The 22,749-nt window shown below is 72.8% G+C and carries 20 protein-coding genes and 1 tRNA gene; 18 read left to right on the top strand and 3 right to left on the bottom strand.

The window, feature by feature from the left end; translation table 11 throughout:
* Window positions 1–49 precede the first annotated feature (49 nt).
* The 12 genes from J7I94_RS27795 to J7I94_RS27740 all read left to right on the top strand — a co-directional run bounded on the left by J7I94_RS27795 (window position 50) and on the right by J7I94_RS27740 (window position 11,436).
* The gene (locus J7I94_RS27795; protein ID WP_215171440.1) at window positions 50–613 is read left to right on the top strand and encodes a carboxymuconolactone decarboxylase family protein; all 564 of its coding nucleotides are present in this window, start codon (window positions 50–52) and stop codon (window positions 611–613) included.
* Entirely contained in the window at window positions 610–2,130 is a 1,521-nt protein-coding gene (locus J7I94_RS27790; protein ID WP_308114723.1) for a sugar ABC transporter ATP-binding protein, read from the top strand. The genes J7I94_RS27795 and J7I94_RS27790 overlap by 4 nt, the downstream gene beginning before the upstream one ends.
* Entirely contained in the window at window positions 2,127–3,146 is a 1,020-nt protein-coding gene (locus J7I94_RS27785; protein ID WP_308114722.1) for an ABC transporter permease, read from the top strand. The genes J7I94_RS27790 and J7I94_RS27785 overlap by 4 nt, the downstream gene beginning before the upstream one ends.
* Window positions 3,147–3,401: 255 nt before the next feature.
* Window positions 3,402–4,361: a sugar ABC transporter substrate-binding protein gene (locus J7I94_RS27780; RefSeq protein WP_215171257.1), complete on the top strand. Its 960-nt coding sequence runs from the start codon at window positions 3,402–3,404 to the stop codon at window positions 4,359–4,361.
* A gap of 213 nt (window positions 4,362–4,574) precedes the next feature.
* Complete coding sequence (locus tag J7I94_RS27775; protein WP_215171255.1) at window positions 4,575–5,486, top strand: LysR family transcriptional regulator; 912 nt, start codon at window positions 4,575–4,577, stop codon at window positions 5,484–5,486.
* Window positions 5,487–5,623: 137 nt separating this feature from the next.
* Window positions 5,624–6,541, top strand: coding sequence for a VOC family protein (locus J7I94_RS27770; protein WP_215171253.1), 918 nt, complete (start codon window positions 5,624–5,626; stop codon window positions 6,539–6,541).
* A 25-nt stretch (window positions 6,542–6,566) separates the two neighbouring features.
* On the top strand, window positions 6,567–8,015 hold the full coding sequence (locus tag J7I94_RS27765; RefSeq protein ID WP_215171252.1) for an NAD-dependent succinate-semialdehyde dehydrogenase: 1,449 nt from the start codon (window positions 6,567–6,569) through the stop codon (window positions 8,013–8,015).
* Window positions 8,012–8,785: a fumarylacetoacetate hydrolase family protein gene (locus tag J7I94_RS27760; RefSeq protein WP_215171250.1), complete on the top strand. Its 774-nt coding sequence runs from the start codon at window positions 8,012–8,014 to the stop codon at window positions 8,783–8,785. Before J7I94_RS27765 ends, J7I94_RS27760 begins: the two co-directional genes overlap by 4 nt.
* Entirely contained in the window at window positions 8,782–9,153 is a 372-nt protein-coding gene (locus J7I94_RS27755; protein ID WP_215171248.1) for a VOC family protein, read from the top strand. Before J7I94_RS27760 ends, J7I94_RS27755 begins: the two co-directional genes overlap by 4 nt.
* Before the next feature lie 26 nt (window positions 9,154–9,179).
* Window positions 9,180–9,968: an alpha/beta fold hydrolase gene (locus J7I94_RS27750; RefSeq protein WP_215171246.1), complete on the top strand. Its 789-nt coding sequence runs from the start codon at window positions 9,180–9,182 to the stop codon at window positions 9,966–9,968.
* Window positions 9,965–10,429 (top strand): heme-binding protein, encoded by a 465-nt coding sequence (locus J7I94_RS27745; protein ID WP_215171244.1) that lies wholly within the window; start codon window positions 9,965–9,967, stop codon window positions 10,427–10,429. The genes J7I94_RS27750 and J7I94_RS27745 overlap by 4 nt, the downstream gene beginning before the upstream one ends.
* A gap of 2 nt (window positions 10,430–10,431) precedes the next feature.
* Entirely contained in the window at window positions 10,432–11,436 is a 1,005-nt protein-coding gene (locus J7I94_RS27740; protein WP_215171242.1) for a methionine synthase II (cobalamin-independent)-like protein, read from the top strand.
* A 22-nt stretch (window positions 11,437–11,458) separates the two neighbouring features.
* Here J7I94_RS27740 and J7I94_RS27735 read toward each other — a convergent pair whose 3' ends face one another.
* The 3 genes from J7I94_RS27735 to J7I94_RS27725 all read right to left on the bottom strand — a co-directional run bounded on the left by J7I94_RS27735 (window position 11,459) and on the right by J7I94_RS27725 (window position 15,676).
* Window positions 11,459–13,093, bottom strand: coding sequence for an ABC transporter substrate-binding protein (locus J7I94_RS27735; protein ID WP_215171240.1), 1,635 nt, complete (start codon window positions 13,091–13,093; stop codon window positions 11,459–11,461).
* 1 nt (window position 13,094) lies between these two features.
* On the bottom strand, window positions 13,095–15,278 hold the full coding sequence (locus J7I94_RS27730) for a hypothetical protein (RefSeq protein ID WP_215171238.1): 2,184 nt from the start codon (window positions 15,276–15,278) through the stop codon (window positions 13,095–13,097).
* Between the two features lie 110 nt (window positions 15,279–15,388).
* Window positions 15,389–15,676, bottom strand: a complete 288-nt coding sequence (locus J7I94_RS27725) for a putative quinol monooxygenase (protein WP_215171236.1) — start codon at window positions 15,674–15,676, stop codon at window positions 15,389–15,391.
* Between the two features lie 232 nt (window positions 15,677–15,908).
* On the opposite strand from J7I94_RS27725, the gene J7I94_RS27720 reads away from it, so the two are divergent.
* The 6 genes from J7I94_RS27720 to J7I94_RS27695 all read left to right on the top strand — a co-directional run bounded on the left by J7I94_RS27720 (window position 15,909) and on the right by J7I94_RS27695 (window position 22,581).
* Entirely contained in the window at window positions 15,909–17,357 is a 1,449-nt protein-coding gene (locus J7I94_RS27720; protein WP_215171234.1) for an aldehyde dehydrogenase, read from the top strand.
* A 27-nt stretch (window positions 17,358–17,384) separates the two neighbouring features.
* Window positions 17,385–18,584, top strand: coding sequence for an L-2-hydroxyglutarate oxidase (gene lhgO / locus J7I94_RS27715; RefSeq protein WP_215171232.1), 1,200 nt, complete (start codon window positions 17,385–17,387; stop codon window positions 18,582–18,584).
* Between the two features lie 142 nt (window positions 18,585–18,726).
* Window positions 18,727–19,587 carry an amidohydrolase gene (locus J7I94_RS27710; protein ID WP_215171230.1) on the top strand — a complete coding sequence of 287 codons (861 nt, stop codon included), beginning with the start codon at window positions 18,727–18,729 and terminating at the stop codon, window positions 19,585–19,587.
* A 13-nt stretch (window positions 19,588–19,600) separates the two neighbouring features.
* Complete coding sequence (locus tag J7I94_RS27705) at window positions 19,601–21,310, top strand: thiamine pyrophosphate-dependent enzyme (protein WP_215171229.1); 1,710 nt, start codon at window positions 19,601–19,603, stop codon at window positions 21,308–21,310.
* 23 nt (window positions 21,311–21,333) lie between these two features.
* The gene (locus J7I94_RS27700; RefSeq protein ID WP_215171228.1) at window positions 21,334–22,413 is read left to right on the top strand and encodes an Ldh family oxidoreductase; all 1,080 of its coding nucleotides are present in this window, start codon (window positions 21,334–21,336) and stop codon (window positions 22,411–22,413) included.
* Between the two features lie 94 nt (window positions 22,414–22,507).
* Window positions 22,508–22,581, top strand: a tRNA-Pro gene (locus J7I94_RS27695).
* Window positions 22,582–22,749: the final 168 nt, after the last annotated feature.

Below are 22,749 nucleotides of genomic sequence, written 5' to 3'. Positions count from 1 at the left end.
AAAGGCAGGTGTCGGCCGGATGAGGCTCCCCGTTCTCACCGAAGAGGAAATGGACCAGCGGCAGCGGGAGTTGGCCGCGCGGATCGCCGGACGCCGCGGCGCGGTCCGCGGCCCCTTCCGGGTCTGGCTGCACAGCCCGGAGATGTGCGAACGGGCCGAGTCGCTCGGCGCGTTCGCCCGGTTCGACTGCGGCCTGCCGAAACACCTGCGGGAGTTGGCGCTGCTGTTGGCGGCCCGCAACTGGGACGCGCAGTACTCCTGGAACGCGCACGTCCACCAGGCGATCGAGGCCGGTGTCCCGGAGGCGGCCGTCAAGGCCATCGCCGAGAAGCGCGAGGCGGTCTTCGGCAACGACGCCGACCAGGCGTTCTACCGGTTCTGCAAGGAGGTCCTGGAGGACCACTTCGTCACCGACGCCACCTTCGCCGCGGCCCAGGCGCACTTCGGCAGCAAGGGTCTGGTGAACACCATCGGCGCGCTCGGCAACTTCACCATGCTCGGCATGTGCCTCAACACCTTCCAGGTGGACCTCCAGCCCGACAAGGAGCCGCCCTTCCCCGACGTCCGCGGCTACGGCCGGGTCGCCCCCGACGGCGACGGGGCCCGGCCGTGAGCGCCGTACTGGACCCGACGGGTACCGGTGTGCGGGCCGTGCTGCGGGTACGGGGCGTCACCAAGAGCTTCGGCGGGGCCGCCGCCCTCAAGGGCGTCGACCTCGACCTGTACCCCGGTGAGATCCACGCCCTGATGGGCATGAACGGTGCCGGCAAGTCCACCCTGGTGCAGGTCCTCAGCGGCGTCCACCGGCCCGACGGCGGCACCGTCGAGGTGGGCGGCGAGCGGCACGCCGGACTCACCGTGCGCAAGGCCCGCGGGCTCGGCGTCTCCTCGGTGCCGCAGCGCCGCGAACTGGCGATGGGGCTCACCGTCGCCGAGAACGTCATGCTGGGCGACCTGCCCACCCGGGCCGGCGCCGTGCGCTGGAAGGCGGTCCGCGCCCAGGCGAGGGCCGCGCTCACCGGCCTCGGCATCGACATCGACGTCGACCGGGTCGCGGGCACCCTCACCGTCGCCGAGCAGACCATGGTCGAGGTCGCCCGCGAGGTCCGGCGCGGCGGCAGGGTGCTGATCCTGGACGAGCCGACCGCCTGCCTCAGCGCCCGGGACGCCGGGCGGGTCCGCGCCCTGGTGCGCCGGCTGCGGGACGAGGGCGTCGCCGTCGTCTACATCTCGCACTACATCGACGAGGTGATGTCCCTCGCCGACCGGGTCACCGTGCTGCGCGACGGCGCCCTGGTGCGCAGCGCCCCGGTGGCCGAACTGGACCCCGCCTCGCTGGTACGGGCCATGGCCGGCCGGGACGTGGTCTCCACCCGCCCCGAGCGCCCGGAGCCCGAGGACGACCACGGGCTGGTCGTGCGCGGACTGACCGACGGCCGCGCCGTCCGCGACTTCACCGTCGAGGTCCGCAAGGGCGAGATCGTCGCCGTCCTCGGCCCGGCCGGCGACGCCCAGTCCCGCCTGTTCGACCTGCTGTCGGGCCGTCGCCGCCCCGATGCCGGCGAGGTCCGCGTCGACGGCCGCCCCGTGCCCTTCGGCAAGGTCAAGGCGTCCCTCGCCAGCGGCCTGCGCTGCGTCACCGGGGACCGCCGCTCCCTCGGCCTGGTCCAGGGCATGACCGTGGACGAGAACCTGATGCTGGCCGGCGACCGCTTCGCCCGCCGCCGGCTGCACCGTGCCGCCCACCTCGCCCGCCGCGCCGCGCCCGTCCGCACCGCCTACGGCGTCGTCGCCCTCTCCGGCAACCCGCCGGTCGGCGCGCTGTCCGGCGGCAACCAGCAGAAGGTGCTGCTCGGCAAGTGGCTGGAGACCGAGCCGGTCGCCTGCTTCCTGGAGGACCCCACCAACGGGGTGGACGTCGCCGCCATGGCCGACATCCACGCCCTCGTCGACGGCCTCGCCGCCCGCGGTGTGGCCGTCCTGCTCGCCTCCTCCTCCGCCGAGGAGGTCATGCGCCTGGCCGACCGGGTCGTCGTGGTGAGCGCCGGCCGCACCGTCGCCGAGCACGACATCCACGCCATCACCCGCGACGAACTGGTCGCGACCGCACTCGGAGGTCAACCGCAGTGAGCCTCAAGACCCCCTCCGCCGCCCCGGACGTCACGGCCGACGGCCCGCCCGGCCGGGCGGACTCCCGCCCCGGCGCCCGGAACCTGCTGCGCGTCCCGCACGGCGGCCTGATTCTCGTACTGATCCTGGTCTGTGTGTTCACCGCCGTGCAGGCGGACGCCTTCACCTCCTCGCAGAACCTGCTCAACGTGCTGCGCCAGGTCAGCGTCAACGCCGTCATCGCGGCGGGTCTGACCCTGCTGATGACCGCCGGCGGCATGGACTTCTCCATGGGCTCCAACGCGGCCGTCACCCTGTGTGTGGGCGCCCAGTTGCTGGACGGCGGCTGGTCCACGTCCGCCGTGGTCGTCGTCTGTCTCGCCCTGGCCACCCTGATCGGCCTGGTCAACGGGCTGGTGGTGACCTTCACCCGGGTCGCCCCGTTCGTCGCCACCCTTGCCTCGGCGATGCTCCTGGACGGTGTCGCCCTGCTGGTCCTGGACGGCATGAGCGTCACCACCGGCGACAAGATGTCCGCGCTCGGCAACGACGAGGTCGCCGGTGTGCCGTACCTGACGGTGGTGGCCGTGCTGGTGCTGGCGCTGACCGGGGTCACCCTGCGGTTCACCACCTTCGGGCGGGACGCGTTCGCGATGGGCGGCAACGAGCACGTCGCCCGCCTCAGCGGCATCGACGTCGACCGGCGCAAGCTCGCCCTGTACGCGCTCGCCGGGGTGCTCGCCGGTCTGGCCGGCCTGATGCTGCTCTCCCGGCTCGGCGCCGCCGCGCCCAACACCGCCGGGCTCCAGACCCAGTTGACCGCCGTCGCCGCGGTGGTCATCGGCGGCACCTCGCTGGCCGGCGGCCACGGCACGATCGTCGGTACCGTCTTCGGCGTGATCCTGCTGGGTGTGGTCGGCAACGCGCTGAACCTGCTCCAGGTCGACAGCAACTACCAGCTCGTCGTCACCGGCGGGGTGCTGCTGGTGGCGGCCGTCATCAACGAGTTCCAGCGCAGGTCCGCACCGGGGCATTAGCGGCGCGTCGCGGCGTACGCCCTTCACCTTCGCGCGTCCCCCCGTTCCCGGCGCAGCGTTTTGCCTTCGCGCGTCCCCCCGTTCCCGGCGCAGCGTTTTGCCTTCGCGCGTCCCCCCGTTCCCGGCGCAGCGTTTTGCCTTCGCCCGTTGCCCCCGCTCCCGGCCCAACCCGTCACCTTCGCGCGTCCCCCCCCGCTCCCGGCGCAGCCCCCACGCACGCACCTTCTCTTCGACGACGCAGGAAAGGTTCGACCCATGAACTCCGTCCGCTCACGCCGCACCGTCGCGGCCTCCCTCGTCGGCGCCGCCGCCCTGGTGCTCGCCGGATGCGGTTCCGGCGACGACAGCGGGGGCGCCGCCGAAGGCTCCGTCTCCCTCGGGTTCGTCAACGGCTCCAACACCCACTTCCACTCCTGTCTGCTCAAGGCGGTCGAGCAGGAGGCCGAGGCGCAGGACGCCACGGTCTACTCGGCCAACTCCAAACAGGACGCCGGGACCGAGCTGTCCAACATCGAGGACATGATCTCCCGCAATGTGGACGCCCTGATCGTGCAGACGGTCAACGTCGACGCCCTGGAGGGCGACATAGCCAAGGCCAAGAACGCGGGCATCCCGATCTACCTCACCTCGGTCGCCACCTCCGACATGGACGACGTGCTCGGCGCCGCGGTGGTCGACCTCAAGAAGGTCGGCGCGCTGGACGCCGGATGGATCGCGAAGGACGCCGCCGGCAAGGACGTGACGGTCGGCGTGGTCGCCGGTGCCCCGGGCGCCGCCTCCGACCTGCTGGTCGGCGGCTTCAAGGACGCCCTGCCGAAGACCGCGAAGGTCGTCGCCGACCAGCCCGGCATGTTCAACCCGGCCAAGGCGCAGGACGTCGCCGAGAACATGATCCAGGCCCATCCCGGCCTGGACTACGCCTTCGTCGCCAACGAGGAGATGGCGTTCGCGGTGCGCAAGGCGTTCGACGCCGCCGGCGCCGAGGACGTGAAGATCGTCTCGGTGAACGGCACGGAGGACGGCATCGCCGCGGTCGAGGACGGCCGCCTGGCCGCCACCGTCGCCAACTCGGCGATGACCATCGGACAGACCGCCGTGAAGAGCACGATCGGCCTGCTCGGCAAGGCACAAGGTGTTGACAAGATCTCTGACATTCCTCTTGTCTTGGTCACGAAGGACAACCTGAGCGAGGCTCCGCAGTACTGCCCGAAGTAGGCCCCCCACCGGGAACCGGCGCCCCCTCACCGCACGAGCCACCCGCACGAGCCGCACCCGCACAAGCCTCACCGCACGAGCCGCGCACATCCCGCCCGCCGCACGTCCGGCCTGCCCCGTGGACCCGCCACCGGGGCGGGCCGACGGCGCGACGGGCCCTTGCTCCCCGCCCCGCGCCGCCGGTCGGGCGGGGAGCGGCCTTCGGAGGGAAACATGGACCGTCTGCTCCTCATGCACAGCCTCGTCACCGTCGCCCAGGTCGGCAGTTTCAGCGGAGCCGCCAAGAAACTCGGGTCGTCGGGCTCCCTGGTCTCCCGGCACGTCGCGGAGCTGGAACGCCAGGTGGGGGTCCGCCTGGTCAACCGCACCGCCCGTTCGGTCAGCCTGACCGAACCGGGTCGCCGTTACGCGGAGTTCGCCGCCCGCATCCTGGACGAGATCGAGGCCGAGGACGCCGGCATCGCCCAGCTCCACGACCGTGCCGAGGGCACCCTCAGCGTCATCTGCCCCAAATGGATCGGCAGCCTGGACCTCGGCGACGCCATCGCCGCCTTCTCCGCCGCCCATCCCAAGATCCACATCCGCTTCGAACTGGGCGGCATGTCGGACCGCACCTACGACTTCCTGGACAGCGGATTCGACATCGCCTTCCACACCCGCGACCTGCGGGACTCCAGCGTCCGCCTGAAGAAGATCTCCTCGCTGCCCTTCGTGCTGTGCGCCTCCGAGGAGTACATCGAGCGGCACGGGGACCTGACGCACCCCAACGACATCGCCCATCATGACTGCCTGGTGCACGTCAACGACCCGGTCTGGCGGATCGGCCACGGCCACGCCAGCACCCTGCACAAGATCCGCAACATCGTCTTCTCGTCGAACTCCTACATCGCCCTGCAGAAGGCCGCCGTGCACGGCCGGGGCCTCGCCCTGCTGCCCCAGCGCCCGGTCCACGACGACATCGCCGCCGGCGCTCTGAAAGTGCTGCTGCCGGAACTGGCCGTCCCCGACCGCCCGCTCTACGCGATCTACGGCCCCGGCCGGGACACCCCGCGCAAGGTGAGCGTCTTCCTGGACTTCCTCGCCGACTGGTTCTCCCGGCACCCGATCACCGCCGCCCGGCCCTGAGCGCCGGGCCGCGCCCGCCGCGGCTTCGACCGTGCCGGCGGCGCAAGAAAGGGTTGCGCACCCGGCGGCCCCCGGGCCATTGAGGCCCCGCCCCCGCGAAACCTACGCTCACCAGGCGAGACGGAAACGAGGAAGCCATGGGAATCCAGCGCATCGAGTCGGTCACCCACAGCGTCGACGACCTCGGCGCATGCGTCCGGTTCTTCGAGGACTTCGGTCTCTTCCTGGTGGAACGCACCGACGAACACGCGGTGTTCGAGACGCTCACCGGACAGACCCTCCACCTGGACACCGACCCGGGCCCCCACCTGCCGCCCCCGGTGGAGGACGGCCCCACCCTGCGCGAGGTCGTCTGGGGCGTCGACACCCGGGAGGAACTGGACCGACTGGTGACCGCCGTCGCCCGCGACCACCGGGTCCGCACCACCGCCGACGGCGTCCACCACACCGTCGACAGAAGCGGCTTCGGCGTGGGCCTCACCCTCGCCCGGCCCAGGAAGGTCACCGTCGAACCCCGTCGCACCAACACCTACGGCAGCGTCCACCGCTGGAACGAGCCGCTGGAGCCGCTCACCCGCGCCCACCCGCTGCGCATGTGCCACGTCGCCCTCAACATCGCCAAGAAGGGCAAGGACGAGGCCGTCGCCTTCTACACCGGCCTCCTCGGTTTCCGCCCCACCGACGTCGTCGAGCCCATGGGCGTCTTCATGCGGGCCCCCGGCGACGACGACCAGCACACCATGCTGCTCTGCCACCGCCCCGACCGCGTCAGCGTGAACCACATCGCCTACGAGGTGCCCGGCTTCGACGACGTGATCGAGGGCGGCAACTACATGATCGAGCGGGGCTGGCGGGAAGCCCGCAGGCTGGGCCGCCACACCGTCGGCTCCAACGTCTTCCGTTTCCTGCACGCCCCTTGCGGCGGCCGGGTCGAGTACGCGGCAGACATGGACCGGGTCGACGACACGTACGAGACCCGCGTGCACGAGACCACCCCGCCGCACCACATCTGGGCCCTGCGCACCAACCGAGACCAGGACGCCCCCGCGTCCTGAAACCCTTTCGAGAGGGCACCCACCCATGACCACCGACCACGGCCACCCCGCCGTCCGCATGTACATCGCGGGCGAGTGGTGCCAGGGCGAGACCGGACGTACCGCCCCGATCGTGAACCCCGCCACCGAAGAGGTGATCGGCGACGTCCCGCTGGCCACCACGGCCGACCTGGACCGCGCGCTCGACGCGGCGGCGCAGGGCTTCCAGGTGTGGCGCGCGACCCCGGTCACCGAGCGCACCCGCATCCTGCACACCGCCGCCGATCTGATCGCCGAGCGCGCCGCCGAGATCGGCCGGACCGCCACCCGGGAACAGGGCAAGCCGCTGCGCGAGTCCACCGGCGAGGCCCGCCGCACCGCCGCCACCCTGCGCTGGCACGCCGACGACGCCCGCCGCGCCTACGGCCGCATCATCCCCACCGACCCCGGCACCGTCCTCACCGTGCGCCGCGAACCCATCGGCCCCGTCGCGGCGTTCGTCCCGTGGAACTTCCCCGTCGGCGGCCCCAACCGCAAGATCTCCTCCGCCCTCGCGGCCGGCTGCTCCCTCGTCATCAAGGCGTCCGAGGAGACCCCGGCCAGCGCCATGGAACTGGTCCGCTGCTACGCCGACGCGGGCCTGCCGCCCGGCGTCCTCAACCTCGTCTTCGGTGAACCCGCCGAGGTCTCCGAGCACCTCATCGCCTCCCCGGTGACCCGCCTGGTCGCCTTCACCGGCTCCGTCCCGGTCGGCAAGCTCCTCGCCGCCAGGTCCGGCCAGGTCATGAAGCCCTCCCTGATGGAGCTGGGCGGCCACGCCCCGGTGATCGTCTGCGCCGACGCCGACCCCGTGACGGCCGCCCGCACGGCTGCCCGGGCCAAGTGGGCCAACGCCGGCCAGGTCTGTACCTCGCCCAGCCGCTTCCTGGTCCACGCGTCGCTCGTGGAGGAGTTCACCGCCGAGTTCGTCAAGGCCGCCGAGGCGGTCACGGTCGGCGACGGGCTGGACGCCTCCACCACCATGGGCCCGCTCGCCAACGAGCGTCGCCTCAAGGCCATGGAGCGCCTCACCGCCGACGCCGTCGCCCACGGCGCCGAGATCCGCACCGGCGGCGAACGCCTGGACCGCCCCGGCTGGTTCTTCGCGCCGACCGTCATCACCGGCGTACCCGAGGACGCGGAGCTGCTGAGCGAGGAGCCGTTCGGCCCGCTCGCGCCGATCGTCGCCTTCCACGACCTCGACGAGGCGCTCGCGCTCGCGAACAGCCTGCCGTACGGGCTGGCCGCCTACGGCTTCACCGACTCAGCCGCCACCGCCGAGCGGCTCTCCGCCGAGCTGGAGGCCGGCATCCTGTCGGTCAACCACTGCGGCGGCTCCGTCCACGAGGCCCCCTCCGGCGGCGTCAAGGACAGCGGCTACGGCCGTGAGGGCGGCCCCGAGGCACTCGACGCCTACCTGATCACCAAGCGCGTCTCCCACCTGCTGGTGCCATGAGGTACGCGCGCGTCGCGGTCGGCGGACAGGCGGTGTGGGGCCGCGTGGGGGAGCGGGACATCGAGCTGCTGTCCGGCTCCCCGCTCGAAGGGACCGGCATCGACGTCGTCGGCACCGTGCCCCGCGAGGGCGCCCACTGGCTGCCGCCCGTCGTCCCGCCCGTCTTCTACGCCGTCGGCCTGAACTACCCCCGGCACATCGCCCACGCCGGGGTGCCGACGCCCGAGCGCCCCGAAGTCGGCTACCGGGCCAACAACGCACTCACCGGCCACCTCACGCCGATCGTGAAACCGGCCGAGGTCACCGGCCGCTTCGAGGCCGAACCCGAACTCGTCGCCGTCATCGGCCGCACCCTCAGGCACGCCACCCACGACCAGGCCCGCAAGGCGGTCTTCGGCTGGACCGTCGGCAACGACATCAGCGCCCGCACCTGGCAGCACCAGGACCGCACCCTCTGGCGCGGCAAGAACAGCGACACCTTCAAGCCGATGGGCCCCTGGATCGAGACCGACGTCGACGCCCTCGCGCAGACCACCACCCTGCGCGTCAACGGCGTCACCCGGGCCGAGTTCGCCACCGGCGACATGGTCTTCGACCCGTACGACTACATCGTCGAGATCACCCGGCACATCACCCTGCACCCCGGCGACGTGCTCTGGATGGGTGCCGAGTCCGTCTGCCCGCTCGAACCCGGTGACACCGTCGAGGTCGGCATCAGCGGCATCGGCACGCTCTCCAACCCCGTACACCTGGAAGGGAACGACTCATGAGCGCAGCACCCCGCTACATCCACCACGTCAACTTCCCCACCACCGACCCCGACCGGACCGCCGAGTGGTACGCCAAGGTCTTCGGCATGAAGCGGATCATGCCCAAGTCCAACACCCGCGTGGTGCTGATGACCCGCGGCACCTTCGACCTGCACTTCACCCCGGTCGAGGAGATGGAGCGCATGGCGCCCTACCACTTCGCCGTCGAGGTCGACGACTGGGACGAGTTCCTCGCCCACCTCAAGGAGCTGGGCATCCGGCACACCCGGCCCGTTCAGCGCCCCGAGAACCAGTCCAAGTTCTGCTACATCCACGACCCCGACCACACCATGATCGAGCTGGTCCACCACGCCAAGCGCCCCAACTGACCGCTGCTGCTGAGGAGTTGCATCCCATGCCCTTCGCCGACTCCGACGGCACCGCCGTCTACTACGAGCGCCACGGCAGCGGCCCGGCGATCATGTTCGTGCACGGCAGCGGTGGCCACCACGCCATCTGGTGGCAACAGGTCGCAGCCCTGCGTGACGAGTTCACCGTGGTCACCTTCGACCTGCGCGGCTTCGGCAAGTCCGACAGCTCGATGCCCGAGTTCGACGGCCAGGACTTCCCCGGTGACGTGCTCGCGGTCCTCGACAAGGAGGATCTGACCGACGTCATGCTGGTCGGCCAGTCCATCGGCTCCGTCGCCGCCCTGCGCGCCGGCCTCATGCGCCCCGACCGGGTCTCCTCCGTCGTCCTCGGCCACTCCCTCGGCGGCATCGGCCACCCCGAGCTGCGGGAACTGGCCGCCGCCGACCGCGCCGAGGCCGTCAAGCTGCCCGTCGTCGACCGGCTGCTGACCAAGGCGTTCCAGACCGAACGCGCCGACCTCACCTTCCTGTTCCAGCAGATGGGCACGTTCAACGTGGCCAGGATGCAGGACCTGCGCAACCTCGACACCGACGGCCCGACCCTGGACGAGATCCAGCAGGCCGGCGTCAAGGTCGCCTTCCTGGCCGGTGAGAAGGACGCGGTGCTCGGCGTCAAGACCGTCACCCGCGCTCACGAACTGCTGCCCGGCTCCCACCTGGAGATCGTCCCCGGCGCCCCGCACTCCATGTACTGGGAGACGCCCGGGCCCTACAACGCCGCTGTCGCCCGGCTGCGCCGCACCCTCACCGCCCCGGAGGAAGCCGCCCTATGAGCAGTATCAGCCTCGACGCCGCCGAGGAGATCATCGCCGCCGCGTTCAAGCGCGCGCAGGGCGTCGGCAAGGCGGTGAGCGTCGCCGTCGTCGACGCCGGCGGCTTCGTCGTCGCCGTCCGCCGCTCCGACGGCGCCCGCCCGCTCACCCCCGACATCGCCCGCGCCAAGGCCTACACCGCCGCCGTGATGCAGCGCCCCGGCAGGATGCTGAAGAAGTGGCAGGAGAGCCAGCCCGTCTTCTTCTCCCAGCTCTCCCAGCTCCCCGGCGCCGCCCTGCCCATCATGGCCACCGACGGCAGCGTCACCATCAAGAAGGACGGCGAGGTCATCGGCGGCCTCGGCGTCGCCGGCGGCACCGCCGAGGAGGACCAGACCATCGCCGACGAGGTGCTCGCATCCCTCGGCTACGAGCTGGAGTTCGCGGCCTGGGGTGTCGCCGGCTCCCCGAAGGAGAGCTGACCATGGCGGACACGTACAACTACCGCATCGACCACCACGGCAGCCTGGTCCGCCCGGCCGGCCTCGTGCGCGACGACCCGGACTCCGTGGCGGACGCGGTCGCCGAGGCCGTCGTCGACCAGCGCAAGCTGCGCTCCACCGTCGTCACCGACGGCGACTTCCCGTGCGAGGACTTCCGCGGTGCCGTCCTCGACCGCGTCACCGGGTTCCGCCGTACCGACGAGACGGGCCCCGACGGTCTGGTCCGCTGGGTCGCCGAGTCCCTGCCGAAGGCGGACGGCCCGCCGCTCGCCGACCGGGCCGCCCGGCTGAGCGAGCTGACCCTGATCGCCCCGAAGGTGTCCCTGCCCTCCCCGGCGTACCTCGCGGCCACCACGTACCAACCCGGCCTCGGCATCTCCTCCGCCCGCGAACTCGGCGAGGCCCTCGCGGAGATCGTGCGGGCGGAGATCGCCGCGCTGGTCGCCGGCGGCGTCCGCCTGATCCAGCTCAACAACCCGCTCCTGCTCGGCCAGGCCGGGACCGAACCGGCCCCCGGTGGCGCCCTGTCCTTCGACGACGCCCTCGCAGTGGACGCGCAGGCCGTACGGCCGGCCGAGCGGCCCGAGGGCGTCCGCGTCGCCGTGGCCCCGGGCTGGGCGGCACCGGCCGCCGTGGACCGCGCCCGCGCCGAGCGGATGTACGCCGGCCTTCCCGCCGACCGCTGGGTGCTCCCTTTCGACCAGGGCACCGCGGCCGAGACGGACCTGGTGCGGGCGCTGCCCGAGGGGCGGGACTTCTGCCTGGGCGTGGTCGACGCGACCGTTCCGGCACTGGAGGACATCGACACGGTGATGTCCCGCATCGACCCGCTGGAGGCGTTCGCCGACCTGGAGGACGCGGCCGTGTCCCCGTCCCGGGGCTTCGCGGACGTCGCGGCGCGGCCGCTGCTGACCGCCGAGGACCAGCGCCGCAAACTGGTGCTCGTGGAGACGATCGCGCGCTACTGCTGGGGCAACGAGTTCTGACGGCGCGGGGAAGGGGACCGGCTCAGCCCTTGGTGTTCAGACACCGCTCGGCGGTCAGCGGCCGGCCGGTCGGCCACGCCACCCCCTGGTAGGCGAGGTGCCCGCCGGGCCCTTCGCCGCCCTCGGCCACCAGCCGGACGATCGCCACCGCCTTGTCGTACGGGGTGCCGTCGCCGCTCAGGCAGATCCACCCGCTCGCCCCGGGCACCCTGTGCACGCCGTGCAGCCGGCGCCACGCCTCCCCGATGGCCGCGAGATCCGGCACCTCGCCCTTCTCGGTCACCCGGTTCTCGATGCCGGTGATGGCGGTCAGCGCCGAGTCGTACATGGTGATGGTGCGCCCGTCGGAGAGGTCGGTGGCGCCGATGTCCCCCGGATCGTGCGCGGCGTCCGGCTCCAGCAGCCCGGTCAGTTTCGCGAGGTCCGCGGGCGAGCCGCCGGTCGAGGGCGGCGCGGGGCTGCCGCCCGCCGCCCACACGTCCGGGTGGGTGATGGTGGCGTACTCCACGGTCAGGCCCTTGCCCCGGGTGAGCGCGCCCCAGTCGAGGCTCGGCTCCAGGGTGATGGTCGACGCCCCGGAGACGGTGACGAGGGTCAGATGCCGGTCGGTGCAGCCGCGCCGGCCCAGCGCGTTGATCAGCTGGGCGAGCGCGGCCGGCCGTCCGGCGAAGTACAGGGTGGTGGCCCGGGAGTCGCAGATGTTGTTCACCATCTGCTGGAAGTCGTTGTTGGTCACCCGCTGGGCGTCGTACTGCTCCGGGCCGCTCGCCGCGTTCCTGGTGACCTCGCGGAACGCCTCCCGCAGGGACTTCGCGTACAGGTCGGTGCCGCTGATGTCCTCGATGAGGAAGGACTTCGTGTCGTCCTCGTCCAGGTAGTGCCGCAGTGCCCGCGCCTGGTCGTGGTTGGACGGCACCACCTTCACCAGGCCGGGGTACGGCGTCTTCCCGCCGTCGGCGAGACCGGTGGCGGTGATGGGGCCGCCCACCACCGGGATCTTCTTCTCCCGGGTGAGATAGCCGATGGTGTCGGCGTTCTCCTGGACACTGAGGTTGAACCCGAACACCGCCCGCAGCCGGTCCTCGTCGGAGGCGGCCATCTCGGCGAGCCAGTCGGCCACCCGCCGGCCGTGTTCGAGGTCCCGGCCCGGGTTGGCGAGGACGAGCCGGACGGGCACGTCCTCCGGGGCCACCACGTCGGCCCGGTACTGCGCGAGATAGGCACCCTGGACCTCGCGCAGCAACTGGGCGCGGTCCGCCGCGCTCTCCTCGCCGGGCGTCATGGGGATCATCAGGGCGATGGTGGCGTACGGCGTGTCGCCCTGCTCGACACGGTCGTTGAGTTCCTCGATCCGCGCGGACACGGCGGCGAGGGCGTCGTCGAACACATAGCCGCCGTCGCTGATCCCCACACACTGGCCGTCCTCCCGGACCAGCCGTTCGTTTCCGCTCTGGCAGTAGTCCGGCAGCGCGGCCGTCCAGCAGACGACGGCCACCGCGCCGCCCGCGACGACGGCGCAGACGGCGGCGACGGCGTTGCGGACGCGGTGGTCGACACCGGCGTGCCACACCCACCACAGGACCAGTGCCACGGCGACGACGAGCGCGCTCGCCCCGCCGAACAGCAGCCATCCGGGCCAGAACTCGGGTGCCGGCACGTCAGTGGTCCCTTCGCTCGGCCGGAACGGGCAGTTCGGGAACGCGCCGCCCCTGGGCGAGCAGCGCCGGCCAGAGCCGGGCGGCCTCCACGGTGGCGATGTCCTGGTCGTCGTAGGCGATGTCGAAGCCGCTGAGCAACTGGCGCAGCCGGTTGTCCGGGCTGTCCGGGTCGTCCGTGTAGAGGGAGGAGAGCGTGGACAGGTCCTGGAGGCGGGTCACCAGCGCCGCGACGGCCCGGTGCCGGCCGTCGGGACGCGGCCCGGGACAGGCCGGGCAGTAACCGGGCCCCTCCGGGTGCTGCTCCGTGTAGCCGTCCGGGGGCCGGGGGGCCGCGCAGACGAACTGCACGGCGGCCAGCCAGGAGCGCCGGTCGTCGGTGCCGAACAGTTGATGCAGTCCGGCCACGGCCTCCTCACGGTGTCCCAGGGCCAGGGTGTGGTGGAGCCGGGCGATCAGCGCGTCCCGGTCGTCGTCGGCGGCGGCCCGGCCGTAGTGGGCGGCGGCGGCCGAGTGCAGCCGTGTCCAGTACGCGAAGGCGTCGGGCCCCCGGCGGGCGGGGGTGCACTCGGCCCGCAGCCGGTGCAGCAGCAGTTCGCGCAGGGTCCGGTCGCCGACCGGGGGCACGAAGCCCGCCTCGCCCGCCCAGGGGGACCGGTCCCAGTGCCCGGCCCGCAGAAAGGCCCGCACCCGGTCCCCAGCCGGCTCCTCGCCGTCCCCGGGCCCCGGCAGCCGCCGTACGTCGTCGAGGCGCAGCGCCACGGCCCAGGGCAGCAGGGGCTCGATCAGCGACCGTTCGGGCACCAGGTAGTGCAGCAGTACGTCCGCGACGCTCGCCTCCTCGGCCGGGCCCGCCGGGGGGAGGCCGAGCAGCGCGCGGCCCAGGCCCTCGGTCGCGCACCGGCGCAGCACACTGTCCCGGCCGCGGCGCAGGTCCTGCCGGGCGGCGTCGATCAGCGGCCGGGCCAGGCCCGCGCGGCCGGCGCTGATCTGCCCGGTCACATCGGGCAGCCCCCGGGGGCAGCCCGTGCCGAGGGCGGCCGCGATGTCCGCGGTCCGCAGCGCCGGCGCCCTGAGCCACAGCTGCCAGGCGTCGGGTGACCGTCCCCGCGGGCTCTCCCAGGCGAGCGTGCCGATCCTCGTCACGTCGGCCGGGTGCCGGTCCCGGCCCGGTGCCCCGCCGGGGCCCGCGCCGAGCCGGGTGCTGACGAGCACGGGACGGCTGACGTCCGCGCCCCGGCCGGCGTCCGGCCCCGCGGCCTCGGCGTACGCGGTCAGCAGCAGGTCGAACAGGCGCTCGCCGGTGGGGGTGTGCGTGTCGTCCAGGACGACCAGGGGCAGCGGGCGGGTGAAGAAGTGCCAGGCCCGGTAGTAGGCGTCGATGTCGGCGAAGAACGCCGCGGCCAGCCGCCGTTCCAGGTCGTCGCGGGCGGGGGCCGGAAGCTCGAAGCCCAGGTGCTGCGCGTACCGCAGCAGTTTCTCGATCCCGGTGCCCGGGACGCCGAGCGGCCGCTCGTCCCACCACCGCAGCGCCGCCGCGTCCAGCCCCTGGCCGCCGCGGCCCCGACGGGCCTGGCGCAGCAGCTCCCGCACCAGGTCCTCCAGCGGCGCCAGCACCGGGATCCACCGCAGCAGCGGGACCGTCGCGTCCACCAGGGCACCGAAGCGTTCCCGTACGGCGGGTTCGCCGGCCGAGTCCTCCAGCGCCTGCTCCAGGTCCTGCCGCTGCCGCTGGAACGTCGCCAGCTCGGCCGGGCTCGGACCGTCCGGGTCGGCCCGCGGCGCCGACTCCTCCAGGGTGACGACGGCCAGTACGGCACAGGTGAACCGGGGGAACGCGATGCGCCCGAACCTCGGCACGCCGGCGTTCAGCTCGTGGACCAGCCAGGCGAGGGCCGCCAGCGGGCGGGAGGCGAGCAGGCCCGCGCCGTCCGCCGGCGGCGCCACGGCCGGGACCGCCCGGTCGGTCGCGGGCCACTTGGCGACGTGCAGCCGGTTGACGTACCGGTCGTGCAGGGCCTGGCACACCGCCGTCCGGCCCGTCCCGCGCCCTCCGTAGATCCTGATGACCGGGGCGCCGCCGGGCCAGCCGGGCCGGGTGCCCTTGCCCCGCGCGTCCAGGCCGACCGCCCGGGGCACGAAGGTGTCCAGCAGCGGCCCGTACCCGTGGAGTTCACCGTTCGCCATCCACGCCCCCGTGGGTGTGCGGTCGCCAGGGATGGCCGGGAACTTAGCACGGACACCTCCAACACCACAGGGCGGCAGGGAAGTTGGTACCTACCTGAGATCTCCGCCCGTCACAGCACCTCGGCGAAGGTCACCGACCGGTCCGTCAGCAGCGGCCACACGGCCTTGACGATCTGCTCCTCGAAGTGCGGGGCCGCCTTGTGCGCCTGGAACCCGGCGGCGTCCTCGTACCGCTCGTACAGCAGGAAGCCGCCGGGTTCGTCCGCCACCGCGTGCACGTCGTAGGCGAGGTTCGCCGACTCGGCGCGGGTCGCCTCCCGCGCCCTCAGCAGCGCGGCGCGCACCGCTTCCGCGTCGGCGGGCGCGCAGCGGTAGTGGGCGACGACTGCGTAGGCCATGAGCGGTCCCTCCTCGGCTCGGGACGGTGTCCGGGCGCACCGTCCCGACGGCAGATTCCAGCATGGATCGTGCGTGGATCGCCCCCCGCCCGGCCCGCGCGCGGCGCAAGCAATGCCTGCCGCCGCGGGGCTGGTGGGCCGGCCCCGGCATGGTGTGTCGTCGCTTCCGGCCCGCACGGCCGACCCGCTGACCGCGCCCCCCTGTGCCGCGGCCGACGAAGGAAGTGATCTGATGCGCACCCTGGAAACACTCCTGGGCGGGGAGTGGGTGACGACCGGCGAGTGGATCGACGTCCACGACCCGGCCGACGTCCGCACCCCCGTGGCCCGGGTCCCGGCCCTCTCCGCCAAGGACGTCACCCGCGCCTACGACCACGCCGAGCGGGGCTTCACCGGCTGGAAGCGCACCAGCCCCTTCGAGCGGGCCCGCGTCCTCACCGGCGCCGCCCGGCTGATCCGCGAACGGCTCGACGAGATCGCCGCCGACGTCACCGCCGAGAACGGCAAGACCCTGACCGAGGCCCGCGGCGAGGCCGGCAAGGCCGCCGACTTCCTCGACTACTACGCCGGCCTCGCCCGCCAGGGCTACGGCACCCTCCTGCACGACGCCCGCCCCGACACCCGTACGCACACCCAGCGCGAGCCCGTCGGCGTGCTCCTGGTCATCAGCCCCTGGAACGACCCGCTGATCACCCCGGCCCGCAAGCTCGCCCCGCTGCTCGCCACCGGCAACGCGGCCGTCTTCAAGCCGGCCACCGACACCCCGCTGTCCGGCCTGCGCTTCGCCCGCGCCCTGCACGACGCGGGCCTGCCGGCCGGGGTGCTGAACGTGGTGACCGGCCGGACGCCGGAGATCGAGGAGGCGCTCCTGGACGACCCGCGGATCGCCGGCGTCACCTTCACCGGCTCCAACGAGGTCGGCGACCGGCTCCGCCGCCGCCTCGCCGACCGCAACGTCCGCTTCCAGGGCGAGCTGGGCGGCAAGAACGCCTCCGTCGTGCTGAGGGACGCCGACCTGCCGGCCGCCGCGCGGGCCGTCGCCGCCGCCGCCTTCGGCCAGGCCGGCCAGCGCTGCACCGCCACCAGCCGGGTCGTCGTCGAGCGGCCGGTGCACGCGGAGTTCACGAGGCTGCTGGTCGCGGAGGTGGAGAAGCTGAGGGTCGGCCCGGGCACCGACCCGGCGACGACGACGGGCCCGCTGTCCGGCCCCCGGCAGCGCGACAGCGTCCTCGCCGCGCTGGCCAGGGCGGTCGAGGAGGGGGCCCGGGTCCTCACCGGCGGCGGCGCCGACACCGAGGGCGACCGCGCGCACGGCTGCTACGTGCGGCCCACCGTGCTCGGTGACGTCACTCCCGAGATGGCCGTCTGGCGGGACGAGGTCTTCGGGCCGGTCCTCGCCGTCCGCGCCGTCGACGACTTCACCCGGGCCGTCGAGGCGGTGAACGACTCCGTGTACGGCCTGGCCGCGGCCGTCTTCACCCGCGACCTCGGCGCCGCGTACCGCTTCGCCGACGAGGCCGAGTGCGGCCAGATCGCGGTCAACCACCCCACGCCCGGCTGGGACGTGCACCTGCCCTTCGGCGGCTTCCACGACTCCGGCACCGGCTACAAGGAGCAGGGCGACGAGGTCCTGCGCTTCTCCACGCGGGTCAAGACGGTCGCCGTCCACTTCGGCGCGTGAACGAGCTTTCGACGAAGGAGGACGCCGATGGCTGACGAGACGATCGGCATCGTCGGCGCCGGCATCGTGGGCCTGGCCCTGGGCCGCGAGATCGCGCTCCGCAGGCCCGGCACCCGCGTCGTGGTCTTCGAGAAGGAACCGCGGGTCGCGCTGCACCAGACCGGCCACAACTCGGGCGTCGTGCACGCCGGCATCTACTACCCGCCCGGCAGTCTGAAAGCGGACCTGACCGTCCGCGGCGTGGCGCTGCTGCGCGAGTACTGCCAGGACCGCGGCCTGCCCTACCGGGAGATCGGCAAGCTGGTCATGGCCGTCCGCGAGGACGAGCTGGGCCGCATGGAGACCCTCTACCGGCGGGCCAAGGACAACCACGTGCCCGACCTCAGAAAGGTCTCCCGGGACGAGATCAAGGAGCTGGAACCCCACGCCGGCGGCATCGCCGCCCTGCACTCCCCGCGCACCGCGATCACCGACTACCCGGCGATCGCCCGTCAGTTCGCCGAGGACATCACCGCCTCCGGCGGCGAGGTGAAGCTCGGCTTCCCCGTCACCGGCATCACGGAGGTCCCCGGCGGCATCGAGGTGGCCTCCGGCGAGCGGCGCCTGAGGACGGACCGGCTGATCCTCTGCGCCGGCCTCCACTCGGACACGGTCGCCAGGTTCGCCCGGGACCGGCCAGAACCCAGGATCGTCCCGTTCCGCGGCGAGTACATGCTCCTCAAGCCCGACCGCACCCACCTGGTGCGCGGCCTGCTCTACCCGGTCCCCGACCCCCGCTACCCCTTCCTCGGCGTGCACTTCACCCCGCGCGTCGACGGCACGGTGGAGGTCGGCCCCAACGCCGTCCTCGCCCTCGCCAGGGAGGGCTACCGGCTCACCACGGTCTCCCCGCGCGACCTGCTCGGCCTCGCCGCCTACCCCGGCACCTGGAGGATGGCGGCCCAGCACTGGCGTACCGGCGTCAAGGAGTACCGCGGCTCGCTGTCCACCGCGGCGTTCATGCGCGACGCGGGACGCTACGTCCCCGGGGTCGGCGCCCAGGACGTGGTGCGCGGCGGAGCGGGCGTCCGCGCCCAGGCCCTGGACCGGGACGGCACCCTCGTGGACGACTTCCGCATCCACCGGGCCGGCCGGATCACCGCCGTGCGCAACGCGCCCTCACCGGCCGCCACCGCCTCCATGGCGATCGCCGAACACATCGCCGACGCCGTCTTCGGCGACGCCTGACGCGGTCCGCGAACGCCCTGCGTACCGCGCGCTTTCGCGCAACAACAGGTTGCGCCCCGGGCTCTCTGCAAGGCCCCGGCACCCACCTAGCGTTCCTCCCACACCACCGCAGCGCCCCTCGACGAGAAAGCGAGTTCACGACATGTTCGTCGTCGACACCCAGATCCACATCTGGAAGGAAGAGACCCCGGACCGCCCCTGGGTCCCGGGCGCCCGCGAGCGCATCCGCCTCAACGGCCACCGCGAGGAACCCTTCTCCTACGAAGAGGCCCTGGAGCTGATGGACGAGGCCGGCGTCAACCGGGCCCTCATCCTCCCGCCGTCCTGGGAGGGCAACCGCATCGACTACGCCCTCGAAGCGTGCGAGGCCCACCCCGACCGCTTCGGCATCATGGCCCGCGTCCCGCAGGACAACGAGGCCGAGGGCACGGCCCTGCTGAAGGACTTCGCCCAGAACCCGCACATCAAGGGCACCCGGCTCACCTTCCACCGCCCGCAGGACCGCAACTGGATGATCGACGGCACCAACGACTGGTACTGGCCGGTCGCCGAGCAACTCCGCGTCCCGACCATGGTCCACGCCCCCATCTGGAAGCGCGAGCTGGGCGAGATCGCCGCCAAGCACCCCGAGCTGAAGATCATCATCGACCACATGGGCATCATGGCCCGCTGCGTCGACGACGCCATCGGCTACTGGGTCCAGGAGACCGCCGACCTCGCCCCGCACCCCAACATCTACGTCAAGGTGTCGGCGCTGCCCGGCTACTCCACGCAGCCGTTCCCGAACAACAACATCCAGAAGTACGTGCGCGAGATGGTCGACAAGATGGGCCCGCGGCGCTGCTTCTACGGCACCGACATCACCCGCCTGCTCGGCCACGGCATCACCTACACCGACACCATCGAGCAGTTCACCAAGCACTGGGACTTCACCCCCGAGGAACTCGAATGGATCATGGGCCGCGGTATCTCCGAGGTCCTGAACTGGCCGTACGAGGGCTGAGGGACCGGACGAGATGACGGACAGCGACAACAAGCCGGGCGCCGACGGCGGTGACGCCTTCGTATCCGCCTTCACCGCCGCCGGCGCCGACTACCTCTTCTGCTCCTCGGGCTCCGAGTGGGCCCCGGTGTGGGAGTCGCTGGCCCGCCGCCACCGCGACGGCGAGCCGGCCCCCGAGTACCTGGACCTGACCCACGAGACGGTGGCGGTCGGCATGGCCACCGGCTACGGACTGCTCCGGCGCCGTCCCCAGGGCGTGCTCCTGCACGCCGCCCCCGGTCTGCTCCAGGGCTCCATGGCCGTGCACGGGGCGCTGCTGGCGGGGGTGCCCATGGTGGTGGCCTCCTCGGAGTCCACCACGTACGGCGACGGTCCCGGCCAGGACCCGGGCGGCCAGTGGTACCGCAACCTGTCCGTCGTGGGCGGCCCGCACCACCTGGCCCAGCCGTTCACCAAGTGGGCCAACGAGGCCGCGCACATCAGCACCCTGCCCACGATGATCACCCGGGCGGCGGAACTGGCCTGGCGGGCCCCGGCCGGCCCCGCCTACCTCGACATCCCGCTGGAGACCCTGCTGGAGGACTGGGACGGCCGCGAGGCCAAGCCCGTCGTGCCACCCGGCTCCACGCACTCCTCGCCCGAAGAGGCCGACCGGGTGGCGCAGTTGATCCGCGAGGCGGAGAACCCGGTCGTCGTCACCGAGACCGCGGGCCGCGAGGCGGGCGGCTTCGAGGCCCTCGTCGCCTTCGCCGAGGCATGGCACGTCCCGGTCGTCGAACCCGACTCGGCGGTCTGCGGCAACTTCCCGCGCACCCACCCCCTGCACGCCGGCAGTGACATCGGACCGTGGATGACCGAGGCGGACCTGATCCTCCTGGTCAACTGCCGGGCCCCGTTCTACCCGCCGAGCCGCCGGCCGTCGAAGGCCAGGGTCGTCGTCATCGACCAGGTGCCGCAGCGCCCGCACATCGCCTACCAGGTGCTGTTCGCGGACGCCTACCTGGAGGGCGACGTCACGCACACCCTGCGCCAGCTCACCAAGCGGGCGAAAGACCTGGACCAGACCGCGGTGACCGCACGCCGGGCGGCCCAGGAGACACGCCACACCGCCGAACGCGAGGCGATCGCCGCCGCCGAGGCGAAGGCCGGGCAGTCACGGGGAGCGGACCCGGTCCTGGTCGCCGCCACGCTACGGCGGCTGCTGTCCGGCCAGGACGGCATCGTCGTCGACGAGACCATCACCCACAGCAGGACCGTCAGACGCCACCTGCGCACGGACGCCCCCGACTCCTACTTCTACGTCCAAGGCGGCCTCGGCCAGGGCATCGCGGTCGCCCTCGGCGTCAAACTCGCCGCCCGGGACCGGCCCGTGATCCTCACCGTCGGCGACGGCGCCTTCGCCTACAACCCGGTGATCCCGTCGTACGACGCGGCCAGGAGCTACGACCTGCCGCTGCTGATCGTGGTCTTCAACAACCGCGTCTACAAGTCGATGAACCTCAACCACCGCCGCTTCTACCCCGAGGGCGCCGCCGCCGGGACCGGCGAGTGGCTCGGCACCGACCTGCACCGCCTGCCCCGCCTCGCGGCCTTCGCCGAACCCTTCGGCATGCACACCGAGACCGTCGACACCACCGACGCCCTCGTGCCCGCCCTGGAGCGCGCCCTGAAGGCCGTGGCGGACGGCACCACCGCCGTCGTGGACGTCCTCGTCACCCGCTGACCGACCCAGGAGACCTACGCACCATGACCGACACCCCGACCCCGGCCCCGAAGCCGGGCAAGGTCCGCGTCCCCGCCGACGACCTGCGCGCCTTCGCCGCCGCCCTCCTGGAGAAAGGGGGCCTGAGCCCCGAGCACGCCGCCACCACCGCCGACGTCTTCGTCTGGGCGGCCCGGCGCGGCGTCGAGTCGCACGGCGTGGCCCGCGTCCCCGCCTACCTCGACCTGCTCGCCGAGGGCGTGGCCAACGCCACCCCCGACCTCAAGGTCGAGTCGACCACCCCGGCGGCAGCCGTCATCGACGCCGACCGCGCCCCCGGTCCGGTCGCCCTGACCGCCGCCGCCGACGAGGCGGTCGAACGGGCCCGCGCCTTCGGCATCGCCTCCGTCGGCGTACGCCGCACCGTGCACACCGGCGCCATCGGCTACTACGTCTCCAGGATCGCCGACCAGGGCCTGGTGGGCCTCGGCTTGGTCGCCGGCATGCCCAACATGGGCTACACCGGCGTCAAGGGCGCGGCCGTCGCCACCAGCCCCCTGGCGATCGCGGTCCCGGCCGCCGGCCACGCCCCGTTCCTCCTCGACATGGCGACGGCCACCATCGCGCTCGGCAGGATCCGCCAGGCCAGGGCCGACGGCACCCCGCTCCCCGAGAACGCCGCCGCCACCGAGAACGGCACCCCCACCACCGACCCGTCCCTGGCGGTCATGCCGCTGCCGCTGGGCGGCGCCAAGGGTTCGGGGATGTCCCTCGCCTTCGAACTCCTCACCAGCGTCCTGGTCGGCGCGCCGATTCTCGCCTCCTTCCACTCGGCCGACCCGGCCGGCCGCCGGCACCGCCAGAACGCCCTGCTGATCGCCGTCGACCCGGCGGCCTTCGGCGGCAGCGCGGAGAAGTTCACCGGCGCCGTCGACACCACGCTGGACACCCTCAAGGGCCTGCCGGTCGCGGAGGGCGCGTCCGGCGTGTACTACCCCGGCGAGCGCAGCGCCGCAGTGGCGGCCGAGCGCGGCGCGAACGGCGTGCCGGTGGCCCCCAAGGTGTGGCGCGAACTGACGCGGGCCGCCGACAAGTTCGGCATCACACCGCCCGACGCCGCCTGACCCGGGGGACCGTACGTCGCCGGCCGCACTCAAGGGGGGACGGCCGGCGACTTCCCCCACTCCGGGCATACGGTAGGCTTGACCTGCGAGTTCACGGGACGTGGCGCAGCTTGGTAGCGCACTTGACTGGGGGTCAAGGGGTCGCAGGTTCAAATCCTGTCGTCCCGACTTGAGAGAGTCGCAGGTCGGAGGGTTCGCCGGAGCAATCCGGCGGGCCCTCCGCTGTATGTCTTGGGGACCATTTGGGGACCAGGCGGTCTAGGGCCTGTCGTTTGGATCACGCCGCAGACGCGGGGTCTGGCACGCGCATCTGCGGCGTTGTCGTCACTCGCCGAC

The organism is Streptomyces sp. ISL-12 (assembly GCF_018614415.1).
Taxonomy (GTDB): domain Bacteria; phylum Actinomycetota; class Actinomycetes; order Streptomycetales; family Streptomycetaceae; genus Streptomyces.
Note: the sequence above shows the minus strand (reverse complement) of the source record. Positions and strands in the feature narration are given on the sequence as shown.

Coding starts and splice junctions, on each gene's coding strand:
- J7I94_RS27760 (WP_215171250.1), top strand. CDS start 8,012: ATGAGGTACGCGCGCGTCGCGGTCGGCGGACAGGCGGTGTGGGGCCGC.
- J7I94_RS27710 (WP_215171230.1), top strand. CDS start 18,727: ATGTTCGTCGTCGACACCCAGATCCACATCTGGAAGGAAGAGACCCCG.
- J7I94_RS27725 (WP_215171236.1), bottom strand. CDS start 15,676: ATGGCCTACGCAGTCGTCGCCCACTACCGCTGCGCGCCCGCCGACGCG.
- J7I94_RS27705 (WP_215171229.1), top strand. CDS start 19,601: ATGACGGACAGCGACAACAAGCCGGGCGCCGACGGCGGTGACGCCTTC.
- J7I94_RS27795 (WP_215171440.1), top strand. CDS start 50: ATGGACCAGCGGCAGCGGGAGTTGGCCGCGCGGATCGCCGGACGCCGC.
- J7I94_RS27765 (WP_215171252.1), top strand. CDS start 6,567: ATGACCACCGACCACGGCCACCCCGCCGTCCGCATGTACATCGCGGGC.
- J7I94_RS27730 (WP_215171238.1), bottom strand. CDS start 15,278: ATGGCGAACGGTGAACTCCACGGGTACGGGCCGCTGCTGGACACCTTC.
- lhgO (WP_215171232.1), top strand. CDS start 17,385: ATGGCTGACGAGACGATCGGCATCGTCGGCGCCGGCATCGTGGGCCTG.
- J7I94_RS27740 (WP_215171242.1), top strand. CDS start 10,432: ATGGCGGACACGTACAACTACCGCATCGACCACCACGGCAGCCTGGTC.
- J7I94_RS27780 (WP_215171257.1), top strand. CDS start 3,402: ATGAACTCCGTCCGCTCACGCCGCACCGTCGCGGCCTCCCTCGTCGGC.
- J7I94_RS27775 (WP_215171255.1), top strand. CDS start 4,575: ATGGACCGTCTGCTCCTCATGCACAGCCTCGTCACCGTCGCCCAGGTC.
- J7I94_RS27770 (WP_215171253.1), top strand. CDS start 5,624: ATGGGAATCCAGCGCATCGAGTCGGTCACCCACAGCGTCGACGACCTC.
- J7I94_RS27750 (WP_215171246.1), top strand. CDS start 9,180: ATGCCCTTCGCCGACTCCGACGGCACCGCCGTCTACTACGAGCGCCAC.
- J7I94_RS27745 (WP_215171244.1), top strand. CDS start 9,965: ATGAGCAGTATCAGCCTCGACGCCGCCGAGGAGATCATCGCCGCCGCG.
- J7I94_RS27700 (WP_215171228.1), top strand. CDS start 21,334: ATGACCGACACCCCGACCCCGGCCCCGAAGCCGGGCAAGGTCCGCGTC.
- J7I94_RS27720 (WP_215171234.1), top strand. CDS start 15,909: ATGCGCACCCTGGAAACACTCCTGGGCGGGGAGTGGGTGACGACCGGC.
- J7I94_RS27755 (WP_215171248.1), top strand. CDS start 8,782: ATGAGCGCAGCACCCCGCTACATCCACCACGTCAACTTCCCCACCACC.